Annotated in this window: 13 protein-coding genes and 1 pseudogene; 7 read left to right on the top strand and 7 right to left on the bottom strand. The window is 37.0% G+C overall.

What is annotated here, in order from left to right; all coding sequences use genetic code 11:
- The first annotated feature begins 126 nt into the window (after positions 1-126).
- The 3 genes from F8B77_RS04375 to F8B77_RS04365 all read left to right on the top strand — a co-directional run bounded on the left by F8B77_RS04375 (position 127) and on the right by F8B77_RS04365 (position 5,353).
- Positions 127-711 carry a TorD/DmsD family molecular chaperone gene (locus tag F8B77_RS04375; protein WP_151654063.1) on the top strand — a complete coding sequence of 195 codons (585 nt, stop codon included), beginning with the start codon at positions 127-129 and terminating at the stop codon, positions 709-711.
- Positions 712-1,242, top strand: coding sequence for a 4Fe-4S binding protein (locus tag F8B77_RS04370; RefSeq protein WP_151654060.1), 531 nt, complete (start codon positions 712-714; stop codon positions 1,240-1,242).
- Between the two features lie 769 nt (positions 1,243-2,011).
- A complete protein-coding gene (locus F8B77_RS04365; protein ID WP_167512757.1) occupies positions 2,012-5,353 on the top strand; it encodes an Ig-like domain-containing protein in 3,342 nt (1,113 codons plus the stop codon).
- A gap of 102 nt (positions 5,354-5,455) precedes the next feature.
- Here F8B77_RS04365 and F8B77_RS04360 read toward each other — a convergent pair.
- The 3 genes and pseudogenes from F8B77_RS04360 to F8B77_RS04350 all read right to left on the bottom strand — a co-directional run.
- Positions 5,456-6,124, bottom strand: a pseudogene (locus tag F8B77_RS04360) (ISAs1 family transposase); the annotation flags it as partial.
- 25 nt (positions 6,125-6,149) lie between these two features.
- A complete protein-coding gene (locus tag F8B77_RS04355) occupies positions 6,150-6,452 on the bottom strand; it encodes an Arm DNA-binding domain-containing protein (RefSeq protein WP_151654057.1) in 303 nt (100 codons plus the stop codon).
- A 10-nt stretch (positions 6,453-6,462) separates the two neighbouring features.
- A complete protein-coding gene (locus F8B77_RS04350; RefSeq protein ID WP_061004432.1) occupies positions 6,463-6,675 on the bottom strand; it encodes a hypothetical protein in 213 nt (70 codons plus the stop codon).
- A gap of 133 nt (positions 6,676-6,808) precedes the next feature.
- Between F8B77_RS04350 and F8B77_RS04345 the strand changes: the two genes are divergently transcribed.
- From F8B77_RS04345 to F8B77_RS04330, 4 genes are all read left to right on the top strand, one after another.
- Positions 6,809-7,006: a helix-turn-helix domain-containing protein gene (locus tag F8B77_RS04345; RefSeq protein ID WP_151654054.1), complete on the top strand. Its 198-nt coding sequence runs from the start codon at positions 6,809-6,811 to the stop codon at positions 7,004-7,006.
- A 460-nt stretch (positions 7,007-7,466) separates the two neighbouring features.
- The gene (locus tag F8B77_RS04340; protein WP_151654051.1) at positions 7,467-8,036 is read left to right on the top strand and encodes a hypothetical protein; all 570 of its coding nucleotides are present in this window, start codon (positions 7,467-7,469) and stop codon (positions 8,034-8,036) included.
- Positions 8,026-10,254 carry a hypothetical protein gene (locus F8B77_RS04335; RefSeq protein ID WP_151654048.1) on the top strand — a complete coding sequence of 743 codons (2,229 nt, stop codon included), beginning with the start codon at positions 8,026-8,028 and terminating at the stop codon, positions 10,252-10,254. The genes F8B77_RS04340 and F8B77_RS04335 overlap by 11 nt, the downstream gene beginning before the upstream one ends.
- The gene (locus F8B77_RS04330; RefSeq protein ID WP_151654045.1) at positions 10,247-13,306 is read left to right on the top strand and encodes a site-specific integrase; all 3,060 of its coding nucleotides are present in this window, start codon (positions 10,247-10,249) and stop codon (positions 13,304-13,306) included. Before F8B77_RS04335 ends, F8B77_RS04330 begins: the two co-directional genes overlap by 8 nt.
- On the opposite strand, the gene F8B77_RS04325 is transcribed toward F8B77_RS04330, so the two are convergent.
- From F8B77_RS04325 to F8B77_RS04310, 4 genes are all read right to left on the bottom strand, one after another.
- Entirely contained in the window at positions 13,303-14,052 is a 750-nt protein-coding gene (locus F8B77_RS04325; RefSeq protein ID WP_151654042.1) for a hypothetical protein, read from the bottom strand. The genes F8B77_RS04330 and F8B77_RS04325 overlap by 4 nt on opposite strands.
- A gap of 566 nt (positions 14,053-14,618) precedes the next feature.
- Complete coding sequence (locus F8B77_RS04320; protein ID WP_151654039.1) at positions 14,619-15,701, bottom strand: ankyrin repeat domain-containing protein; 1,083 nt, start codon at positions 15,699-15,701, stop codon at positions 14,619-14,621.
- A gap of 29 nt (positions 15,702-15,730) precedes the next feature.
- Positions 15,731-16,123: a hypothetical protein gene (locus F8B77_RS04315; protein WP_151654036.1), complete on the bottom strand. Its 393-nt coding sequence runs from the start codon at positions 16,121-16,123 to the stop codon at positions 15,731-15,733.
- Between the two features lie 441 nt (positions 16,124-16,564).
- Positions 16,565-22,852: a DEAD/DEAH box helicase gene (locus tag F8B77_RS04310; RefSeq protein ID WP_151654033.1), complete on the bottom strand. Its 6,288-nt coding sequence runs from the start codon at positions 22,850-22,852 to the stop codon at positions 16,565-16,567.
- Positions 22,853-22,859 lie beyond the last annotated feature (7 nt).

Below are 22,859 nucleotides of genomic sequence, written 5' to 3'. Positions count from 1 at the left end.
TTTTCACATTAAACACACAATTTATAAAAGAAATTTATATAACTTTTATTATTCATTTTTATTGGCTCATACTCTGTAATTGTGTTATTTATGCGCCTTAAATTACAAACACAATGAAACAATCCAATGCAAAATGAACTAACCGTTTTTCGACTACTTGGCGGGCTACTTTTTAACTCTCCGAGCTCAGAAACAGTACAAAAGCCTTTAAATTCGACATCTACACTCGACAACACTGTTTTTAATAATTTGTTAGCTCTGATAAAGAGCAGTGATATTGATATGCTGGATGCTGATTTTTTCCAATTATTACAAGGCAGCGGTGATATGCCATCACCACCTTGGGGCTCTGCTTATTTGGATAAAGAAAATGCCTTATTTGGTACTTCGACTCTGGAACTTCGTGAATTCATGCGCAGCAAAGCATTGGCCTGTGATACTGGTGTACGAGAGCCAGAAGACCACATTGGGCTAATGTTTATGCTTGTCTCTTTACTGTTAGAGCAAGAAGACATTAATGGCGCTAACCAATTATTGAGTGATCACTTAATGCCATTTGCCCCAACGATGCTAAATCTGATGCGGATTCACGCTGAAACGGATTTTTATCGCCAATTAGCTGAAATATCACTAGGGTGGCTAGAGTGCTATTGCGAAGAACAACATCTCACGGTGCTAGAGCGTCGTAATTATTGGCAAGAGACAATATAAATGAAGTTGCATCGTGATGAATTGACAGAGGTTGATAACCGTCGTCGCGGTTTTTTTAAGGCGGTTTCTCGAGGGGTGACACAATCAATAGAAGAAACGGGATCTTTTAAAGTAAATGCTGGACGCCCTCTTGGTGCTGTTGAATCATCTCTGTTTGAACGCATGTGCAACCATTGTTCTGAATGTGTGACTATTTGTCCACAAGGTATTATTGCAATGACGGCGAATGGACCACAAATGGATTTAAGTCTAAATCATTGTACCTTCTGCCAAGCATGCATTGAAGCCTGTCCAACGCAGGCTCTTAATCTACTCAATAACAAAGATACAGGATGGAGACCCAAGTTTAGCCATAGTTGCAATGCGAGATTATTTGGTAACTGCCAAGAATGCAAAGACGATTGCCCTAATAATGCCATCATGATAGAAACCAATCATCTACCAACACTTAACAATTCCTGCAATGGGTGTGGTGAATGCGTTGCTAGTTGTTATATTGGTGCAATTTCTTTAATCGCAAATACTAATTGATTGTTGACCATTATAAGTAGGATAAACAAAAAATCAGAGCAAGCCGCTGATCTGCCCACTCAATTAAGCTTGCTTTATTTTTGTTCAACTCTTAATCAAAATACACTTCCCACCTATTTTATAACCCCTCCTCTAGACTTCGTATATCGTTATGAATACCAATTGTAGTGAATAACTGATCATCCTAACTGGTTAACATACTCGATAACCGACATCTGCTAATAATATGCCGCAGTGCATAAACCCTTCACGTTGAGTAAACATGGCTACAGATAGAACTTATTTATCTTATTAACATCTACGTCTCATTTTTGGAATATAAGTTTACGCACCAAAATCAAAATAAACCCATCTGTATATTTGACATTAAAAATCATCTCTATTTAAAAAGTCAAGATAACAACAAAAAACTGACTTTCATGTCAAAAAAACATACAAATACATATTTATACTACAATTTCAAGAATTACTTTAGAAGCGATGTCACATTTTTGAGAATTATAAATATCCTTAAAAATTCTTCTGGTTAGAATGCTCGAAATTCAATTCAGCTATTAATTTGATATTAATAAATGAATTTTGCGTGGTTCGATTCGAGGTTTTTGCCTAATTATAGTGGTTTAGGAATTAACCTTTTTGTAACAGAATGAACTCTTATTAAAAGGTTCATTCAATCATAGGCAAGGAAGCGAATGATGAAATCTATCCATCGCACACCTTTATAATTAATAAATTATCTAGATAAGATAAATAAAAAGAAGAAAAAGCAGTGATAAAAATAAATAAAATAACAGCCGCTATTACTAGCGTTATGTTCAGTGGGTATCTATACGCCGCTGATGTAAATTTAACGTCTAACATTGTTACTTTTGTTCCTGGTGAGACAAAAGTTAAAAATGGAGATATGGTTTCTTTTAATGGCGACTGTTTTGTTGCTAAAAACAACCCTGGCGTGTGGGAATCTCCAACTGCAGATTCATGGTTCTGGGATGTCGCTGTATGCTCAGGCGAACCGGGTCCAGATCCTGATCCAACGCCAGATCCAGATTTAGGCGATGTTATTCCATTTATCCCTGGTAAAACTCAAGTTTCAAATGGCGATGTGGTTTCATACGAGAACCAATGTTTTATCGCTCAAAACAACCCAGGTGTTTGGGAAACGCCAAGCGCAAGTTCGTGGTTCTGGTCACTAACTGAATGTTCTGACGAACCAGGCGAGCCAGAACCAGAAGAAACAGAACTGTCTATTCTTGCACCAACAGCTGGTCAAGTTGTTCAAGCAAATGAGATGATTGCTATCAATGCACATGTTGATGGTAACCAAGCAGCTAAAGTTGAGTTTTGGGTAAACAACACAAAACTAGCTGAAAAAGCAGTTAACGAGAACAACACTCAGTACTCTCACGCTTGGACTCCAAGTAAAGAAGGCAATGCGGTAGTTAACGTATTTGTATTCGATAAAAATAACCAAAAAATCGAACAAAAATCAGTATCTGTTGTTGTAGAAGCTGAAGTAACTGAAGATTTCGTTGCGCCTGTAGTTAAATTTGTTACGCCAACTAATGGCTCTGCAATCAACGTAACTGAAAGCGTTGCTATCTCTGTTAATGCAACAGATGCAGATAACGACTTAACGACACTGGTTGTTATCGCAAACAACAAAGAGATCTGTTCGTTTGACGCTGCTAATACCAACACATTTGCGTGTGATTTTCAGCCTACTCAAGCAGGTAGCTTAACTTTTAGTGCTATCGCTACTGATGCTCAAGATCTTTCATCTACAACAAGTGTAACAATCACTGTTGAAGAAGATGTGGTTGAGCCACCTGTAGAGCCACCTGTAACTCCAGGTGACTTATGTAAAGACTTTAATGTTTACCCTGATTGGACAAATGGCGATCACGCTACTGGTGGTGACATTATGGTTCATAATAACATCGCATACTCTGCGAACTACTGGACTTCATCAGTTCCTGGTAGCGATGATACATGGGCGCTTCACCTGAATTGTGATGGTACAGAACCGGGTACAGCACCGCTTCTTTCTCTACCAAACCCAATGGATCCAGTTCGTCTAGAAGTCGCTGGTTGGCCAAACACGTTAGTAGTTGCTAGCCCATCGTCTGCGGCACCTGCAATGCTAACTATTGAAGCAAGCAACAGTGCTGATTTAGCTGATATTGATAAGCTAACAAGTACGTTTGTATCTATCATTAATGAAGCTGCACAAGCTGGCTCTGCATCAATCATCATCAACACTGATGTTCTTGATCAAGCAACGCAAGATAAAGCAGTATCTTCAAACAGCATTGCGGTTAAAGAAGCGCTAACTAAAGCGATGGACATCACTGGCAACAAGATTGACATCGACGCTATCAACGCGCTTAGCAATGACTTGAAAGGCTGGGCTACTGCGCACCACCTAATCATCTCTACGCTAGCACCAGAAGCAAACTACGGTTGGTCTCTAAACATTGGTGATTTCGCGTTTGATACTCACTCTGGCAGACAATCTGTTTGGGATGAAGCATCTAACTACAGCGCTGATCTACTACACAAACTAGAGTTGTTCAAAGCAGATGTTGCAACTAAAGCTGATTTCATTGCGTTCACTAAGTCAAGCTCAACAGCAGCTCTAACTAGCGACCAGTGGCATAATGCTCTAGAGTACGTTAAGCAAGTTTCTGATTTTGTTAAAACACCTGTAATGCTAAACAATATCCCTACAGATCAAGCTTCTGCTTATTTTATGGGTGATAATGCAAGCAAACCACAAGTGCGTAAAGCAGCATTCAGCAACGTATTTGCTATCGTATTTGATAAAGATACAGCAAAATTAACGGCTGAAATCGAAGAATACAAAAAAGCTAAAATGCCACTGTACTATGTTGGTGAATCAACAGAAAATGGCCAATTAACTATCATTGATGCGTTAAACCGTGAATTGGCTGACGCTGAAGATACAATGAACAACACGGCATTCTTGTACGAAACACCTCAATCACAATGGGTTCCGTCTACTGTTTATAAGTGGGCTGATTTCATGACTGGTCTGAACGCAATGCATAATGTTGGTGTTGCTGGTAACAAGTTCTGGCTACTAGATGAAAACGTTGATGATGCAACTAACATCAAATACGCGAAAGTAGCGATTGCTGCGTTCTTAGCACAGAGTATGCAAGAAACGATTCGTTACAACGCATGTGATGAGAACAACTGGGCTGAAATTAGATACGGTGCTGCAACAGATTACCCAATGTCAGCGAGCTGTGGTCAACTTGGTCAAAAATATGCAGATTACGGTGTAAACCCTGTTACTGGTTTAGATCACGCTTACTCTTGTCCTCGTGATAACAAAATGGAAGTAAGTGCACTAACTCACGCTAAATGGTACGGTGCTCCAGCTCCAGTATTTGCTGCTCCAAATGCAGTACTAGAAGAGCGTGGTCTGCTTGTTAACGGTAGCGTTGGTCGTTGGACTAACAGCGGTCACTGTAATGACGTACCTACTTCTGTAGATACATCTAAGCAAGTATGGGAACGTGATACATGTAAAACATACGTAGATCAAAAAGCAGGTAGCTTTATTTGGGATGGCAGCAGCCAAGCTGACGTTGAAGGTTGTGGCTGGTGGGGCCGTGGTGTAATTCAAACTACTGGTCGTCAAAACTTCGGTACACTTAACCACTACTTAGGTCGTTCACACGTTGACCCTGAGACAATTGGTAAAACAATTGATGGTGTTGTTGTTGAAGCGCCACCAGAGAACCCGTTATACGCTGAGTTAGATTTCTGTTCAAACCCAGGCTTAATTTGTAGCTCTGAAGAGAATAAAGAAATCAAGTGGATTGCAGGTCTATTCTACTGGGTTACTTCAGTACAAGCATACCCTGATGAGTCTGGTCAATACGGTAACTGGAACTACCACAACGAACTTAAGAAATATGTTGATAGCGGTATGAAAGGTACTGAGTTTATCGATGATGTTTCTGGTATCGTAAACCGTGGTTGTCCTGATTTAGTGTGTTCTACTGGTGAAGTTCATAACGTTAAAGAACGTCGTGCTAACTTTAAACTGGTTCTAGAGCAACTAGGTCTAAACCCACAATAATTTGGTTACGTTATCTAGATAATTCGTTATCTAACATATCTAAATGAATAAGAACCCTACTTTTCGAAGTGGGGTTCTTTTTCAGGGCGACCGCATGAGTGTTTAGATTTTAGCCATACTAGTAAAACCAGCGTTCAATACGCCTCTAACATAGAAGTACTCATCATGCAGCGTTTCTGCTTTCCGACAATACTAAGTTTAGTTGGCTCTTCTCGAAGCATATTCAGACTCATATGGCGCAAGCAGGCTACATTTTCTGCGCCATGATCCTTGTATATCTGACTCGCATCTTCATTCATACTCACAATAAAGTACCCAATGCATAGATTCAATACCCCAATGCTCTCTAACCGCATTAGCAGCCTGCTCTGCACTCAGCTCCTTTGAGCTAATGTAATAACGGTACTCTAAATCTAGTTTCTTTCCTTTCTCAAAACGACAATTTTCAACCATTACTATGCTTTTTAGGCTAGCCCAATGACTGAAGTCACCCTCAAGTTTGTTAGTCCCTACTACATAACATTGACGTGATTCGATGTGTCCATGACTTTCTTTAAAAACAACAGTATCTGCTAGATTTGCTCGTTCTTTTGAAAATGCTTTTTCTGCTGCTTTACGAAGCTTTCCTTGATTGCTTTTTACTGCAAGTAAGTAGTCTCCGCCCATGTCAGTAATGACTTTTGCTATCTTGGTTTGACATGCCATTGCATCGATAGTTATCAATGCTCCCTTTATGTCGAGCATCTTTATCAGTTCAGGTATTGCCGTAAGGTGAGTATCTCGAAGCATTTGATGATTAGCTATCTCGAAGCTCTAAAGTCAGTGAGGATGTTTGACCACATAATGCGTTGACATTGAACTGTAGATTATCCCCTGACTTTACTTTCTTTAATACTTGATGGTATCCGAGTGCTGTTTGGAAAATATTTTGATAATCAAAAGCGTCTAATATTATCTCAGCTTCAATGCGTTGAAGCATACGATCTAAACGTTTTCTATTTACAGAATTATCTAAAAGTTGAGTTTGCTCCCGACAACGTTGCCCTTTAAATCGGAACTGAATCACAAGCTTTCCATTTCTTACATTTACAACCCCCATGATTTTTTCCTTAATATCCTACCAACAATGACTGGCTTGATATGCCCATTAACATTTCTTCTTCTACTCGCTCCCAGATAAAAAGGATTTTTCGGCCTCCAAATGGACGAATATAATGAATTCCCTCAAACAAAACTGAATCTTTTAATTGCTCACGAATGACTCTCGCATCATATTTAATACGACCTGCCAGTTCAGCTGTTGTCAAATAGGTATTATCCATCGTACAATCTCCTACAAATATTATTTACTCTTAAAAGAACTTAATTATCTCCTACAGAACAAAATGTATCATGAGAATTATCTTTTGCAAGCATTTTTAACCCACAGGAGAACATTTTAAACAGGAGAAGAACATGCTGAAGTGCCACCTTTCCAAAATTATGGGTGAAAAGAGATTAAAAGTTTCTGATGTTGCAAGAGATACAGGGATTAATAGAGGTACAGTTACGCGCCTTTATAACGAAACAGCAACGCGTGTAGAACTTGAGGTGATTGATACGCTATGTACTTACTTAAATATAAGTGTGGGTGAGTTACTTGAACAACAGTAGTTCAGATTAGAAAAGTTAATAATGGGCTGAGGATTTTTTCTATTAGCCCATTTAAGGCCATATAGATACGATGACATCGTAGACACCGATTTAGCCACCGCATCATTTCATCATAAATAAGATCAAAAGATCCTCAAACGTCAGATACAAAAAAACACGCCATTAAGCGCTTAATTTTCAATAAGTTGGAATTTTAAAACAGGAACAATCTCTTGAGGAGGATAAAAAGAGATTGGAGCGTACAGCGGGAATCGAACCCGCAATCATCAGCTTGGAAGGCTTACAGCCAAGTGAATAGAAATTGCACTATGCATCACAATTCCTTATATATCAACATCTAATGTGCTAATTATATATTGAGCTTAACGCCATTTAATGACATATTAAACTTAAGTGATTAAATATTGGGCACCAATAAATAGCTACTTTTGGTACCTTATGTATTATAAAAGGATCTTAGATGGCTCGAGTATTGTCTCAAAGAAAGAAGAAAAACTTATCTGTGAACATTCACCCAAGCGCCCTCCCCGCTTTCGAATTTTATCAAGAGCAATCATTCTTATTCGATCCAAACATTTTATCTCCAGCCGCTCTTTCCTTGATGAATAAGCATCAAATATTTCAGGGGACTCACCCTTCTGAAACGCAATATTTTATATTTTCTGGCTTTACTACACTCAACTTTTCACTCAATACATTTAATATTAAAGATGCAACAGTCTTAACTTATAGCAATTTATCTGACTCTGAAATCAAAGAAATTGCATGGCTATCAGTATGTAGAACTTTCCTTTCATCACTCCAAAATAAACGGCTTGAGATCTTCAGAATTGCACTGAATCAATCTGCACCAAAAGAAGTCATTCACTCATTATTCAACTCTAGTCCACTAACTCAATCATTACTTTCAGAACATACCCATCTATCTATTTCTGGCTTAAAAAAACAAAACAAAGAAATAGAAGACATTTCAAACATTCAAATTGTCGATATTTTTGAAAGTTTAAAAGGCGTATATGATGAACGATAATCAATGGTTAAATAGTTATGCTGATAAAAACCAACAGTACTTTTTTGAAGAATTATTTTATGGAAATAAGGAACAAAAAGCGGCATTAGCAAAAGAAGTAATTCGACTCTGTGATCTTTTTCCATCTCAGTTTCGTGATGATTTTGAAGAAATCCAACAATTATCCTCTATCGCTACACGTTATTTAAATGAAAAATCAGTGGCCCTTTCGGCTGTTCATAATAGTTTAAAAGAAAAAAAACTGATCACAAAATGTAAGATTGCTGCTTTTGTAGCATCAGAATTAACGCTTACTTCTTATAACAAAACTAAATTTGATCATTATAAAGCAGTCACTTTAATTGTGATCATGAGGCTGAGTCTAAGAGGTGAACACAAATCAAAAGTTGATAGTATTTGTAATGAGATCAGACAATATTCTCTCGGTTATAGAGAGCGTCTATCAAGTTATTTACCATCACTAAAGCAGTCATCTTTTTTGGAATTAATTGAGTACTTTGAAGAAATAACTGATGATGATTCCATTGAAAATACACCAATTAGCAGATGCCTGAATAAATACAAAGTACCTTACCGAGACAGTTATTATGGTAATGAAGGGATCCACAGAAAGTCTGGTACTAGAGAGTTTAAGCGCTCAGGCACATTATCTATAAAACCTAAAATAATGTTTGATAATGATACTTCTTTACTTGAGGTAAAAGAGCTTTCTCTGCAATCCTCACAAAAAAATCAAGCATGGGAGAATGAAGAAGAACAAGCGGCAGTGTCACGTACCCTTTCTTTAGTCTCCTCTTCAAAGTTTGCAACCAAAGACAAGTTCATTAATGTACTTCAAGCCCAAGCAATTAATCAACATATCAAAAAACGCTCAATGGATCTCACTTGCGATGTACAATCCCTCACGATTGATCATGTAAAATGTATAATTAATGACAGCTCTCAAGCTATCCAACACTCCAGTGAACACAGTGATGCTGCAAAAGTAATTCTACTCATGTTAATCACTGGAAGTGCTTTTGATAATATCAAAAAGTGGAAAGCAGAAAAGAGCCAAAAAACAGGAAGTATTATTGGAATCAGACGTGAGTTTATACTTCCTACTCAAAAAATTCGCGAAGAGCTTCAAGATATAATGCCTGAGATAATACAGAATTACGTATTACCACTCCCCCTAAACATTCTTGCTGGATTAAAAAACTTTCGCTTTAAACACTTAAACATAAGTGATATCACAGAGTTTCTCTCAATAATCAATAAAAGACATGACATATCAGTATCATTGACAAAAGTGTCCTCTTTTTTAGTTAAAACCATGAAAAAAAATGGCATTGATATTAGCTTAATTGAATTAATATCAGGTCATGATCCCCAAAATCAACCAGCACGGTTTTATACGTCAGTTTCACCACAACGCCTACACAGTACCTATTTAAGATATCTAAAGTATCTCACGAAGGTCAGTGACAATGACTTTTTAAGTGATACTACAGAAGTTATAAGCAGTAACGCTTCGCTTGGCTCACCTTTTTATTTTCCTAATGCCTTATTAGCTCAATTACTACTTCAATTAAAGCAGCTTAGTACGACTTATCAAACTAAGGATAAATTCTATTTTTCAGAGCTGACCCATAATTTAAAAGTACTTTACCTTCAATTAATACTGGGACTCAGCTCTGGATATCGTCCAGTAGAAGGATGGTTTGGTACATTAAATGACATACATATTTCGACTGGTGAATATCGAATAGCAGAAAAAGAACGAGCAGTTGGCTATCGTGGCAGAGTTGTACTACTACCACTAGTAGCTATAGAAGCAATCGAAACCTATAAAAAATATTGTAACCACGCACTCATGCACTTCTCTAACACTACACCCTCATTATTTGCTCGCTATGAGCAGGTACTTAATGGGGAGCTTCCTTTCTGCTTTTATCGCTATCATGATAGCTATGAAGAAACATTACCTTCAACCTACATGCGCCATATCGACCCAATTTTCCCACTACCGGCCAATTGGACTCGTCACTACATTCGATCATTTTTATTTGATAATAACATTCCAGACGAATTAATAGCGGCGTGGCTTGGACATTCACACGGGAACCAGCTCCCTTTTGAACAATACAGTCAATTGAAGCGTAAGGATTTAATTATCATTCGAGATCTACTCCATTCTCATATAACAATGCTAATTCAGGGAGGAACTCATGAATAATACTCCTATCGGTGAAGAGAAAAGGCATAAAACACGCTGCAAACATATTGCAAGAGTAACATTGAAAACCGAACAACTTTTTAAAGATGCTTTTTCTAACGCCGAAAAGATCACTAATAGTGAACAATTTTCAGAAAGATGGGATAAATTTGAAGAGCGTCTGTTTAATACATTTGGTCAACAGAAAGACTTTCGCCTATCTTTTAAGCATGGTGAGAATCTACTTAAAAAATACAAAGAAAAATACGGTTGGAGCTACTCTCCAACAACAACAATTATAACCAATACCCCAGCAAAGCAATACCGTGATACTCAATGGTTAAATCAAGCCTGGGCACTCTATGATGCCTATCAAGAATGGCGAAATTCACACTTAAACAATAGCATTGATGATATAAATTCAAGATACCAAACATTACTTTTATCTCTTATTTTTGAATCAGGGCAGGGAAATATTGATGTTGTAATGTCCTTTCACAAACAGGTAACAGAAAAAGGTATAGATAATTTAAAACGCTTTAATTGCTATAGTTATCTAACCCTAACTCTTGATAATGAACAATTAAACACCAATGCAACAATTAATGATGAACGAATAACACAGTTTCAGTGCTTCTTATCTATTCAAACCCTTGCTCAATTAAGACTATGGGATAAGATCGACACCAAAGCATGGAAAGCCCCTGTTGGGGTTGATGCTGTATTTAACCTACTTACAAAAAATATTATTAAACACAAACACACCCCTACAACTCTAAAGCGCTGGTGTGGTTGTGCCATGTTTTGGTATGAAAATAAGGTTAACAATAACTTATCAGAAGCTTTACTTGAATTCAGAGTAGGAAGAACGGTATCTTACTCCTTACCTAGTGACAATCTAATCGCTTTACTTAGCCCCAAGATTTCACCGGTAGAGTCTGCTTCATTCTATCATTTCAAATCTGATATAAATGTAAAATTACCTAACAAACCACTACGCACTTCTCTTTCAACAATTAGCTTAATAAGCTCTCAATTCTATGATGAACTCAAAACAATATTCCAAAAAAGTAATTCAAAACATAAAATAAGCCCATCAAAAATGACTGAATTCCTGATTCATTTTTTAGATATGTACCAACTTGAATCATGGCAAGTAATTTTCGTTGAATGGCTCATTTACAAACTTCAAGGCTGTAAGGTATCAACAACCAAAAACTACTTCCAGATACTCATTAAAGATTGGAACTTACTCAACACTATTCATAATCTAACATTACAAACGGACAGTGAAGCAATTGAAGCATTATACCAGCAACAAATAGATAGACATAAGACTGAAAAATCGAAAGTTTTTTTCACCAAACGACTACAGGATCTGCATGGATTTTGTTCTTCGAATTTAAACCTTCCCCCTTTAGGGGATGAATTCTTCCACGTAAATCACAATCAAAAGCACACTCGCTCTGGATTAATAAGTGACCCATTATTTACTCAGCTACTTACTCACATTAATACTTTAACTGATATTAATGCGTTCGATAAATTAGCATTACAATCTATTTGTATTATTAGTTACCGATGTGGATTAAGAATTAATGAGATCTATAAGCTTCAAATGCGCAATATTCATTCCTGCTCTGTTGGTTGGATAGAAGTTCGACCAAATCAGTTTGGTGATAACAAATCAGCAAGTAGTTTAAGAAAGGTACCTTTATTTCCTTTATTACTCAAACATGAGGAATCTATCGTTTCTGAATATCTCAGATATAAACGCGAAATTGCTAAAAATACTGTAACACCATTATTTAATATTGGTGATGACATCCATAAGCCGTTTGATAAGTTTTCTGTATCTAGTTACGTTGGTGCATTTCTTAAGGCTGCCTCCGGGTTATCACACTTGGTTTTTCATCACCTAAGACATAGCTGTCTAACAAGGCTTCAACTTATGTTAGAGCTAAAAGATGCAAATAAAGTATTTCCCTATTTTTATTCCTATGCTGAGGAGCAACATGCTCGGATCCACTCACTTATATTCAAGAAAACCTTAACCCAAGGGTACTGGGAGATTGCACAATTTGCTGGCCATGAAAGTCCGGAAATGACATTCAAACATTACTTTCACTTTAGTGATTTATTAGCAGCTCCCTCAGCAAACTATTACCAGCAATCACTAACACTAGAAAATGCAATGAAACAAGGATTTCTTTCTCGTCGCCAATTTCAATACATTAACAGTAAAGTAAATAATGTGACTGTTGCCCACGCTTATAAACGATTAATTCGTTCGTTACATATTCAATCTGTAGTTGATATGAAAGAGCCTATGAATCAACCTACGGTTAACTTAATTAATGCTAATAAGGAAAGCTATAGTATTGAGCTATGTCACTCTATTTTAGAGTCGATTTCTCAAGGTATTGATATACAAACCTTAGCTTATAAATATCGACTGAAACAAGAAACTATTGATAAATGGTTAAAAAATACTAACTACCTAAAATCCCTAGAGAGCAATACCTCTATTAATAATCCTGGGTTAAAGACGTATCATCGACACTTTCACCACTCACGCGAAAATGCATTAACTCCAGGGCGACTTAAAACAAAAGAAGAAAAAGAATATATTAAGAAATTTAATATTAAATTGAGAGATTACTACCCAAAGCATACTAAAGAAATACAAGGGCAGATCCTTTACGCACTCACTCATCGGAGCATAAATCAATCTGGGATATTATTCTCAAGTCCAAAAGCATTAACAACCTTTATTTCTGAGTTGTCATTTGCCATTCCTAAGTCTCATTGGAGAGCTATTACGCTATACATGAAATCAAGTACTATTAAGGCTGAATGGAAAGAATCATTAAAAGGACTGAAAACAATAAGCGAAAAAGAAGGAGTCATAACAGGAAGAAGTGGTCATGGATCTGTTCGATTAGAGCTCATAAGCCCAACAGAGCAAAAAATGATACAAAATAATCACATGACAAAGTACTCATCTCACCTTCTTGTTTATATTCTCTATTTTACTTTCGTGATGGTTGCTAATATAGATGACATGAATTAAAAAACAGCTTCCTGTTGTAACACCATACTTTGCAACCTATGAAGGTAATCTTTTGGGTGCTGACATTGCTTGTAAAAATCATGAGCGTCAGATCTAGATATATCTAACTGTGGACTTATCTGTTTAACCATCGTCAATGAATGATCAACTTGCTTATTTGCATCTATTTCGGGTAATTCTATAATGTTCATTACATCATTAAATATTTTCACCCTCGTAGATTCGACCTTAATAGCAAATAAAGCACGAGCATTAGGCACATTCTGAAAAAATAGTTGTAATGCGGTCCATAATTCAGAGTTCACTTTCATAGGCATCACTTGTTCAATGTCATCAGATAAAAGAATTATCTGGCGCTTTGACAAAGATAATATCTGATAAGCATCATATAGCCCAATCGTCGGTATTTTTTTACTATCACCGATATGAGAGATTTCAGTTCTAAGTTCAGCTTCTCTTGATTTAGGTTGATTAGATAAAAACAGCTCTATCACCTTCTTATCGTTTTTAAAGAGCATCCAGATCTGTTTACTAAAAGCATCTACAAATTCAGTAATCGTGACACAAGGAAGGAAAATAGGTAAAAACGATTTATTAATACAAACCTGAGAAAAATCCTGCTTAAGAAATGATTCCGTCACATTAAGTTCTGTCTTTTTCAAAAACATAACCTTTTGCTCTGATAACATTAGATCATAATAGATTAAATCAGCTAAATCTCGTCTTGGATAGTACCAATCAATCATAATCCTGTCCTCTTTGAAATTTCAATAATGCAAATTATCTTCCAACCAGTTTAGCTACTCTTTAAATTAAACCCAATAATAATTGGCTATAACAATATCATTATATAGCACTATTTAAGTAGAATGATATTCATCAGCCAAGATGAGAGACTAACTAATATCTTTATGATAACTGTGGGCAAACCAAATATAAGCTATAGAAATCTCAAACTTTTTATTCAATTTGCGATAAATTATTAATGCATGAATTTAGTTGCCGGTGAAATCAATAAATTAAAGTCGGGACTAAAGACATAATCAACGGATGATTATGTAATTTTGCATTAGCCACACTTTTCATCATTTATTAATGAATTTTAATGAAAATCCACCCTAAGCATTTAAAAACAACATATTAAATAACAATAACCGGCAATAGTCATTAGAGAAACTCACCCATCTTCATTTATCTCTTCCCCACAACCCAAACATTTCGGTTCAATATCGGTTGGAAGCATAATTATCAACCCACAATGTGGACAAAGATCGCCTTGAGTTAACATAAAGTTCCCCTACTTATTGGTGATTTAATACACACTATCAATATGAGCATAAGGCCCATACGCTAGAGCTCCTGATTCAGACATAAGCTGGTTCACCTCTTTAGGTAAATTAGATTGTAACGAATATAAAATGGTTGAATGCGTAAAATCACGATGATTTACATTCGCGCCATTGATAATCAACTGCCCAAGTAAGCTGTAATCGTGGCTACTTCGTGCCAAAGCTGCAAATAATGCTGAGTGATTATTTCCATCTCGTCCTTTAATATCAACACCTAGTTTAATGAGCTTATCGAAATATAACCTTCCATGCTGACGACCACACGCTTCAACAAATGGTAACATCCCATTACTTGCTAACTGATTAATCAAGGCTTTATTCTTACAGCTTTCATTAAACAAAGTGTCATCATTAATTAAGATAGCCAACACAAGCCAATCCACACTCGATGCGCAATTCACTTGGTTAGAGTAATGTCGATACCGCTCATAAAAAGCAGTCAATTCGGGGAATTCCGAAACTTCCCAAGCGCCATACCCTTGAGCTAAATGCTTACGAGCAGTTGGGGTGTAGTTAGCAGCATGTTTATAAGCACCTAGCGCTAATCTTAATTTTTTATTTAACCAACGAGTGAGTTCAGTGCCATCAATTACCGATAAAAGGTATGAGAAATTTCGGTGTTCTGGAATGATTAGCTCTAACGCTCTATCACCTAAACGAGCTTCCATTCCTTCAAGTGTTTCAAATAACTCACGGTCATCAAACGTTTTAACGACGCGACGATAAATCGAATCCTGTTGGATCTTGGTTAAGCGTAAAAAGTACTCAGCATTAAAATAATCATCATATAGGGCTTTATCTCCCATATTGATAATGCTGTACAAAATAGCAAACTGAGCATCAACACTGAGGGACTCAATATTCTCAGGAAAAAATACAGATTTAAACAGGTGCTTATAAGTACCGCTAGCAACAACCTTTAAAACCGAATAAAACTGCTGCTCACTACCAAACTGCGCCCAAAATAGATTATGAGTATCTCCCTGCCGTGCTAACTCAACAATCTCTCCATAACTAAAATGAAAATTAGCTTGTTTTTGCTGCATTTAATTACTCCAATAAAAGAAATTATGAATTACCATGTACCCAATTTTTCCAATGTTAATACGGATTTTATTGAGTCTTTACAGTGGTATTCCTTAACGACAAATTTAACCAAAATGGCATCACAGAAGCGCCTCATGTTGCCCTCAACATTCTGGCAAACGCTCACTTTATACTGGTTATTCCCAAGGGATTGGTTAATTGTATAAGTTAGTGATGCTTCATCAAGCCAGTAGGGAATATTTGAATTCTGACAACCTCGCAATGACGTACGAGTAATAAATACCGAAGCCACCACATCATCACCATTTAATTCAGTTGAAAGTTGAGCAATGCACCCTTTTGGTATTAGCCCTGAGCTTGTTGAAAACTGACCATTCTTGATTGAGTAATCTAGTGAACTTGCCATAACTTGGCTGTTCATAATAATCAAAAATAGAGTCAAAACATATCGCATTTATTCCCCTAAGCTAAGTAAAGTTGGTTCCGTTTGTCCTGTTCAAGTTGAGAAAGTTCTTATTGCTTGAAATTCATATGACCTGCTAGCGTATGATCCCATACAGTCCTGCTCGATAAGCGCTTTTAAGTACATAATCACTCATCGACATACAGTTAATCAGCTTTATTGAGTGTTTTTCTATTAAGGGTTTCCACTCTTCAGGTTCGCTTGATACTGCACCCAAATCACTATAAAAATTTAGATTGCTTCTACATTATTTATTGCTTAACAAAATCCAACTCTATCATAATTGGATATTTATAAATCCCAGTGAGTGGAAAGCACATACAAGGCTATGAGATATATCAACCTTTAACCAAAATAATGCTAAAAAGGCGCATACAATAATATGCGCCTATTATTACTTTACGACAGTGACCTCACCTTATAAGTTACATCAGTAGACCAATCTTCGCTGTTCTTAACAATTAGTTTTTCTTCTAACTCTTTTAACGATCTCAATTGAGGGTCTAAATCAGACTGAAAGCTATACCTTATCGTATTAAACTTAGACCCAAGTTCACTTAACTTCCAATAACCAACACCTTGATCAAGCTTAAATATTAATTCCTTACCGGATGAAAGCCTTAACGTTAATAGTCTTCTATGAGCAATATTGCTTCTATTCATATGACATATAACTTGAGGTTTTATTGATGTTTGGTACTCACCCCATGCCTCATAAGCACTTATAAAATCATCTTTATCCTGCCAATCATGGTGAAGATACTTACCACTTTGATCTTTTTCATGATAAAGCGTTTCTATAATTAAGGAAGTTATTGTCTTACTACCCTTACATAAAAAACCTAATAATTGAGTAATCATAAGCATTGACGACGGACTTTGAATATAACGGTCACTGTATGTGACCGATTCAATTTTTTCAGTCGAAAGAAACTGAAGTAAGCCCGGATTGCTATTAAACATTCCTTTCCAAAAAGCCTCACCAAATGAAGTTAATCTGCCATTAAATTGTTGAACAATTTCTACAGAATCATTTAAAGAGCTTACTCCTTCAGCTTCATTCTGGAGGTTTATTTTAACTTCCGTAATACTTTGTAATGCTTCTTGCTTCGATAAAATAACGATACCATTTGCAGAGTGCCAATCATTACCAGGTAACAGGTTTGCTCTTTCGGAACTAGCGATAGTAAATAATTCGTCCCCTAGAACAAACTGGGCCATCGTTTGCGATTTTTCAGGTGTACCTACAGCAATTTTTGCACCTAATTTTTGTAATAGCCAAAGTTCTTCTTGGGTATCAAGATCAAGCTTATTCTCCGATATAACGAGTGTTACACCTACATTATCAGAAGATAAATAATTAATAATAGAACGCTTAAACTTTGGATGTGTTAAATCCCATTCCGACATATCCTCACTCAACCAAAGAATTAGATCTTTTGCTCCGTGATTTAATTGATTTCGAATAGTTGCAGCGACCGAAGCTGGTTGATATACACCATCAGTAAATGTCTTAAGCGAATCAGGTACTGAATTAAATAAGGTAAAATCTGAACCCAACCATTCACGTGTGGAAGAGCTATCAATAGAATCTATATCATGGCGAGTATCCGACTCTAATAAACAGTCACTACAGCCACTGCTGCATTTTTTGCAATACAGATTAGCCACCATCATATTCAATAATTTTTGAATAAACAGATTTGCTGAACTTGCAAAACCCGCACCACCTGAAATTGAATCATAGATTTGAATAACCATCGCTGGATAGTGGCCCTCAATAATTGCAGGGCGTACTGAGTAACCTAATTCAGACGTTGAAATACCTAATTTTTCAGCCAACGCAGACCTCAAGGCAACAGACAGTGTTGTTGCAATTATTCTTCCTTCATTATTGTCTGGTATGTGTTCATTCCTAACAGGATGTTTTAAGACCAATTCAAAAACATCTGTTTTAGAGTGACAGCCTAAGTGAATACCCTGCATAAGCGTTGCAGAACCATCACACAAGACATTACCATCTCCTTTTTTATCTTTTTTAACTGCTTTTAATGGTCGATGAGATGTTGTCGGATTTAATGATTTCGGATAATCACCATTTTTATCTAATGACTCAGCACGACCACATGACATACATAATGCATAACCCTTACCGTTCTCACCTGAACTATGATTAAAAACAGTGCCCTCTGACGTTGATAGCATATATCCCATACGTTCATTAGGTAATACTATCGATTCAGCCTTACCCGATGACACCCACGCATCCTCAACAGGGATAAATTTCTGCATCGATATATCATTCGTTGGTGCATGATAAAAATCAGTCGCAAAACCTGTTGGCTGTAAAACCTGTCGTATATGACGACTTTTAATTGGCGCACTACAAGCAGGATTCGAACAGACCATATTCAATGCTGAAATAGATACTTCAGTTTTATAACCAGTTTGACCACAACAATCACATCGCCATGCAAGGTCAAACTTTTGCGCTTCTGGCCCACCTGAACCTGACACATTATGCCAATGAAGAGCAACCCCACCAGAGCGAAAAACTCGACCATCTAAAACAATTTCAGAACCTGGAGCATACTCACGAATAGCTACCGCTAAATTACGACTAGGTAACCCTCTATGACGAGACACATTATCTTCTCGTTCATTCTTTTTCTTATCTTTACGATTAAGCTCTCTAATAAAATCTTCAATGTTATTGTTATCAAAATTCACGACATCAGTAGGGAAACCATAACCAGGTAAAAACGCCTTAGATGCTAACTCTCTTAATAAATACTCTTGTCCTAAACGAATTTTTTCAATCTCAAGACGATAAGCATAAGGCGTATCACTATCCGCTGTTTTTAACTCTGTTTCTAAGTAGTTATATTCTTTAAACCACTTATCCTTGAGTACCTTAATTACGCTTGCTGCATTTTCACGTAATATGTCAGGCTGACTATGAGCTAAAACGGTCCCTCTAACTAACGAAATTATCTCTTTATCCCAAGAATTAGCATCACTTACTAACCACGCAAGGAATTGGTTACCAATAGAATTCGTATCTGGTAGATAGAACCATTCTAAATTCAAAGAGGTTTTTTCTTTTAATGTTATTCCCACTGCATTTTTTAAAAATATCGATAGAAGTAAAGAATTCACGTGGCGTTGAACAAGACGCTCAGAATTAAATGCAACATAAGGAGCTGGTATTGCGGTTACAAAAGGCCACTTAGGATTTGTAAATACTTGTTGATCATGCGGGTTACCTTTACATAAAGTATAAGAAATCGCACGAGACTCTTTACTACGCCCAGCTCGGCCTGCTCGTTGTAAATAGTTAGCTGGATGTGGTGGTACATTATTCATTACAACCGCTGTGATACCACCAATATCAACGCCCATTTCCATTGTAGTAGAACAATTTAAAACATTGATCTTACCTTTCTTAAATAGATCTTCATAATCATTTAATCGTTCCGAACTTTGCTGCGCTGAGTGCTCAGCTGTACGATAATATAAGCCACCTTCAACTGCTCTATCATTGATATCGGTCCATAGGTTTCGCTCACGTAAAGGCGCGACCTTAGGGTCTTTTTCTACTTGCTCTCGGACGGATTTCAGACCCTTTTGATAATCTAATTGCTTCGCCTCAATCTCCCAAATATAAGGAAATTCAATCTCTGTACATAAATATTTTTCAGCTTCAGTTACCTTACGAGGTAGATAAGGTGATATCCCCTTAAATGTCGTATCAATAAGCTTATTCGTTATTGGGCAGATAAATACCTTATCTACAAATGAAAATGTAAACTTATTGCGATCAAGTGCAAACTGGTTGTTATCAACTGAAAGAATTCGAGCGTTGTCTGTTAAGTCTTTCCACAAAGCCGTCAACCAACTATTAATCACATCTTTTCCATATGCAGTATTCGCATCTATTTTTGATGTAAGAATAAGTAATTTTGTTAGTCTATTATGATTAGCACTACGAATTTGAGGCCACTTTTTAATACGACCTTCATCTTGTTCTTCTGACATAGGGTTTCTCAATGTTTTTGAAGCAAATTTACTTCCAATCCATTTCAACCACCCACCGTCTTCTAATCGAAGATAGTTATTTTCACGCACGTAGAAATCTAAAGATACTTTAGCAAGGTCTCGCCAATCACTTAACGTAAAACCATAACTTTCCCAATGCTCTGGGCAATGTTTAATTTTCTCTAATCCCGAATAGCCAACTTTAACAAGACCTTGGGTTTCTGAGTTATTCTGTCTTTTAGGGCGACGAGCAAATTCTCGAAACAACAACATGTCGGCAAGTTTCTCACTACCATCACTTTGCTTAAATATTTCAGGCGATAAATATTGGTTATAAAGGAACATAGCTCCTTTGAAATCTGCTTTTTTAGCCAATGCTGTTACCATGTCGTCCCAGCTAATACACGCTAACTCAACTTTTGTTGCTCCCAAATTTAAGGCATTTGCTTTAAGTTCCAATTGGTCAGCCATATCTGCCATACCCATAGATCGTAATTTTTGAGCTTGATCTAATAATTCATCGGCTGACACGTTTTCATTTGGCAAATCATTGCTTTTAGGTTGATCAAGTTGCTTCTCTCGTAGGATCTCTACAACTGCTCCACGTAATTTAGAACGTTCAGCCTCTTGTTGCATCCGCACAGACAGCCTTGCAGTACCTTGACGGCTATCTGTAAACGTAATAAGTCTACGGCCACGAGCAGGCAAAGATTGAGGACCTTCTGCCCCTGTGTTATCCGCTATATCTGGACAGAATTCCAGTAATGTAGGAACAACGTTAGCAATATAGAATGGCGCTCCTAACATTGCTCGTCTAAAAGGAGAGCTACCGCTATAACCATCAAACCCACAATCACTGCAGCTTTGAGTATTTTGTGCTTCCATGATTGTTACGTCATAAGCTTGCTCATCAGTTGAGCCTAACGTTCCATCTAAACCAATCTTAATTGATGTAAACACTCCATCTTGATCTAATTTAGAAGCAAAAATTTCCGGATAGTGAGAGCTTGAATCTAAGTCCTGAATAACACTATCCTCTTCATCAATGGACTCATGTTGAAGAGAAAACTCATCACCTGCATTATTATTCCATTGTGTTAATACTCCGCCTTTATCTCTCCCTATTAAATGAGGTTCATTACACTCCATGCAAAAACTCAGTTCAAGAACAGGTGCTCCGCAATCACAGCTCTGTCTCTGAACAGAATACACATACCCAAAAGGCCAGTTTTTCGCTAATGCCGTTCCTTTTTTACACTTACAGTTCTTATCAATACAACCCCAAAGGCCGTTTGTCATTCGCTGAAAGAAATGAGCACGCAGTTTTAAAAATGCTTCCGAAGAGGCACTCTTCTTGGTTCCAGTAAGTAAGTCCAACCAGCAAAGTAGCTCGCTTTGAGGCAAAGTACTTTGATTAAGTTGTGCTGCAGAATATTGGTTGATTTCTTTGAGTGTTAATGGTGTTTTACTGCCAACAACAACTTCTCGCAATTTTCTAGCATAAGGTGATGCTTCAAGTGCCTCATAACGACGTCTAGAAACTTCAGGGTCACCCTTCTTACTTTTTTGCCCCTCCTCACCTAAAGACTCGATATCTTCAAGTTGCTCTAGACTTAAATACTCATCTTCACGAAAGTCCACTTCAGGGATCACTCGTCGACCACCAATAACTTTGATCTGATCCCTCGAAACACCAGCTAAATCAGATAAATAGCTTTTTAATTGTTCAGTGGCATCGTCACCAGCAATGGTTGCTGAAGTGGCAACAAAACGAACATTCTTTGCTTCAACACCAAAAGCTTGTAATACTCTTCGTAACTGAAGTGAAAGCTCAGCAGCTTGAGAACCTACATACGTATGAGCCTCATCTAACACAATCCACCGCAATGATTTCTCTTCTCGAGAACGTTCAATTATTGGTGAATCAACTTGGCGCACTAGCATATATTCTAGCATCGTACCGTTCGTAACTAAGATCGGTGCTGGCTCTTTACGCATTAATTCACGAGACAGTACTTCATTAGGACGTTGCTCTTGAGCTTTACGAAGCTTCTTTTCACTATTTTCTGTATTACCGTTATATAAGCAGTAGCGAACTCCCTGCCCAAAATGTTGAGTCCATGCATTTAAACGCTCTTGCTGCGAATTAATCAATGCATTCAGAGGATATAGAAACAGGGCTCTCACCCCAACTAATGGTTTTTTAGTTTCTTTATATTCTCGGTACAAATCTTCCAACACTGGAACCATAAAACATTCAGTTTTACCGGAACCTGTACCTGATGTTACAACCACCGATTTGGCTTCATTCGCTAATAATGTTTCCCACGCCTCTAGTTGGTGCTTAAATGGGCTAAAACTCGCTTCAAAGCGATAACGGTCATTTGCTTTATCATCTAACGCATTAACCACGGCGTTTGAAAGTAGTTTACCTTTTAATTCTGAGATTTTAGAGTCTGCAAATTCCCACCCAAACGTATGCTCAAATAATGGTGGTGCTAAAAAAGCATTTGAATCACCACAATCCATAGACATTAACTCACTTAAATGAGTTCTTAATTCTGGATTAGCAACACCCAATACACTAAGTGTTGATTCTTTCGCTCTTGATACTGATTGCTCTACCAGTTCAGAAAAATAACGTGTCATAAATTAA

Source organism: Aliivibrio finisterrensis, assembly GCF_008933155.1.
GTDB classification, from domain to species: Bacteria; Pseudomonadota; Gammaproteobacteria; order Enterobacterales; family Vibrionaceae; genus Aliivibrio; species Aliivibrio finisterrensis.
This window is presented reverse-complemented; position numbering and strand designations above follow the sequence as displayed.